The organism is Rhodoferax sp. UBA5149 (genome assembly GCF_002413825.1).
GTDB lineage: Bacteria > Pseudomonadota > Gammaproteobacteria > Burkholderiales > Burkholderiaceae_C > Rhodoferax.
Genome location: NZ_DHXT01000164.1, coordinates 1 through 2740 on the forward strand (window position 1 = coordinate 1; position 2740 = coordinate 2740).

General features: G+C 62.6%; 2 protein-coding genes and 1 pseudogene. 1 reads left to right on the forward strand and 2 read right to left on the reverse strand.

Going from position 1 to position 2740, the window contains the following annotated elements:
- Together B3V69_RS15030 and egtD are read right to left on the reverse strand one after the other, a co-directional pair.
- Nucleotides 1–504 (reverse strand): annotated as a pseudogene (locus B3V69_RS15030) (TIGR04348 family glycosyltransferase); the annotation flags it as partial.
- Nucleotides 505–571: 67 nt separating this feature from the next.
- On the reverse strand, nt 572–1549 hold the full coding sequence (gene egtD / locus B3V69_RS15035) for an L-histidine N(alpha)-methyltransferase (RefSeq protein ID WP_296447824.1): 978 nt from the start codon (nt 1547–1549) through the stop codon (nt 572–574).
- A 139-nt stretch (nt 1550–1688) separates the two neighbouring features.
- Between egtD and B3V69_RS15040 the strand changes: the two genes are divergently transcribed.
- Nucleotides 1689–2567: a putative selenate ABC transporter substrate-binding protein gene (locus B3V69_RS15040; RefSeq protein WP_296447825.1), complete on the forward strand. Its 879-nt coding sequence runs from the start codon at nt 1689–1691 to the stop codon at nt 2565–2567.
- Nucleotides 2568–2740 lie beyond the last annotated feature (173 nt).

Here is a 2740-nt window from a genome sequence, read left to right on the forward strand (position 1 = left end):
CACCAGCCGGGTCGCCGCGCGCAGATAGGTCAAAGGGTCTTTTTCATCCCGCAGGTGGCCCACCATCAGCGCCCGCAAGTGCCGATCGGTCTTGACCAGCGTGGCACGCCGGGGCGTCGACTGAAAAATCACATGGGCCTTGTGCCTGAGCGCTTCGGGCAAGGCGTCCGGAGCGCGCTCCTGCAGCACCACCAAATGCCCGGCCAGTTGCAAGGCGCGCTGGGCAGAAACGTCGGTTTGAATGTCGCGGTACAGGTCGGTGCCGGTCAGCACCACGGCCAGCCTATTCGAGCCTTTGGCCTGCGCCCAGGCCAGCGCCGCGTCGGCCGATTTGCGCGCGTGCAGGGCCAGCATCACGTCGGCGTCCTCGCCCTGCCACTGGCTCGCAATGGTGCTGCGAAACAGCGGGCGCAACAAGTGTTGCCAGCGCCAGGCGGTTTGCCAGTTGCCGTTGTTGGCCCCGGCCAGCGCCGGGCTGATGATCAGCACATGGGCTCGGTTCATTGATAAAAAAGGCCTCTAGCCCTCGTCGTTATTACGTAACAAGCTATAAATTTAATAGCATTCATGATCAACTGCCAGCGCGTGCCAGGAACACGGCAAACCAGTCCTGCGCGTCGCGCCATGGCGTCACCTGAGAAAACCCGGCCTCGCGCAGCAGCGCTTCAAACTGCTGGAGCGTGTATTTGTACGAGTTCTCGGTGTGGATGCTCTCGCCCTGTTTGAAGTGGCGCTGCGCGCCGGGCCAGCGCACCGTCACATCCTGCATCGCATCCAGATGCATCTCGATGCGGGCCTGCCGCGCGTTGAACAGCGCCCGGTGCCGCCACTGCGACACATCAAAATCGCTGCCCAGCAAGCGGTTGATGTGCAGCAGCATATTGCGGTTGAAGGCGGCGGTCACACCCAGCGCGTCGTCATAGGCCGGCGCCAGCACCGAGACCGGCTTCACCAGATCCACGCCAATCAGCAAGCCGCCACCCTGGGCGGTCTGGCGCGCCTGGCGCAAAAAGGTCAGCGCCTCGGCCGGGGTGAAGTTGCCGATGCTCGAACCGGGGTAGAACACCAGACGCGGCCCCTCGCCCGCTGGCGGCGGCAGCGTCAGAGTCGTCGAGAAATCCATGCCGACGCCCACCATGTCCAGCGCGGGATGCTGGCGCTGAAGACTCAGCAAGGCGCCGCGCAAAAACGCCACCGAAATATCCACCGCCACGTAGCGCGCCGGGCGCAGCACGTCAAACAAGCGCGCCGCTTTTTGACAGTTGCCGGCCCCCAGGTCCACCAAGGTCAAGCCTTGCGGGATCCGCGCCGCCATCTCGGACGCGTCGCGGGCAAAGATGCTGGCTTCGGTGCGGGTCGGGTAGTACTCGGGCAGCTCGGTGATGGCTTCAAACAGGCGCGAACCGAGCGCGTCGTACAAATATTTGGGCGAGGTGTAAGCGGCACTGGCTTGCAAACCACTCGCCAGCTCGGCGCGCACGGCCGCATGGTCGTCGTGATGCAACTGGACAAAGCGCGGCGTTCGCACGAGAGGGGGGACTTGGGTCATGCGCGGAAAACCTTTTTCAATGGGGGCGAGTATCACCAGCTGACAGCCAGCGGCGCCAGCCTTGCACGCCTTGCGCGCCAGCAAAAGGAGGAGGTTTCGAGTCTAATCGGAGATTCCAAAAAAGTCCTCGGAGTTCCCTATGGTCAGTTTTTCCGGTATTTCCCGCCCGTCGCGCAACCTCAAGGCCCTGCTGGCCTGCGCCGTTTTCGCCCTCAGTGGTCTGGCTCACGCGCAAGCCGTGTTCAAAGTCACCGCCATCCCCGACGAGTCGCCGACCGAGCTGGCGCGCAACGCCGCGCCGCTGGTGAAGTACCTGGAGCAAAGGCTGGGCATGAAGGTCGAGTTCACCCCGGTCTCCGATTACGCTGCCGCCGTCGAGGCGCTGGTCAACAAGCAGGTGGACATGGCCTGGTACGGCGGCTTCACCTTCGTGCAGGCCAATAACCGCTCCGGCGGCAAGGTCGTGCCGCTGGTGCAGCGCGAAGAGGACGAAAAATTCCAGTCGGTGTTCATCAGCGGCGACCCGGCGATCAAGAGCCTGGCCGACCTGAAAGGCAAAACCGTGAGCTTTGGCTCGCAGTCCAGCACCTCGGGCCATTTGATGCCGCGCAGCTATTTGCTGCAAGCCCATATTGACCCCGATAAGGACTTCAAACGGGTCGCTTACTCGGGCGCGCACGACGCCACCATCGCCGCTGTGGCGGCAGGCAAAGTGGATGCGGGCGCCCTCAATATTTCGGTGTGGGAAAAATTCGTGGCCGACAAAAAGGTCGACACCGGCAAGGTCAAAGTGATTTTCACCACACCGCCGTACTTTGACTACAACTGGACCGTGCACGCCGACATGCCGCTGGCCCTGCGCGAAAAGATCACGAAGGCCTTTCTGGACCTGAACAAGAACACGCCAGAAGGCAAGGAAATTCTGGACGCGCAGCGCGCCACGCGCTTCATCCCCACCAAGGCCGAGAATTACAAGGGCATCGAAGCCGCCGCCCGTAGCGCGGGTCTGTTGAAGTAATTCGAGTTTGCTATTTTATTGATAGCATATAGCGCCCATATGACGGGGACTAACACCCTATTTTATTCATGAAGCTATCGCTGACGGACTGCAGCGGGCGCCATCCGGCGGCCCGCGCCAACGCCCCGGCGGCACTGCGCGGCTTGACCCTGCAAGTCGCCAGCGGCGAGCAG

What these genes read in the sequence shown, in the direction of transcription:
- egtD (WP_296447824.1), bottom strand. Translation starts at nt 1,549, where the DNA reads ATGACCCAAGTCCCCCCTCTCGTGCGAACGCCGCGCTTTGTCCAGTTG.
- B3V69_RS15040 (WP_296447825.1), top strand. Translation starts at nt 1,689, where the DNA reads ATGGTCAGTTTTTCCGGTATTTCCCGCCCGTCGCGCAACCTCAAGGCC.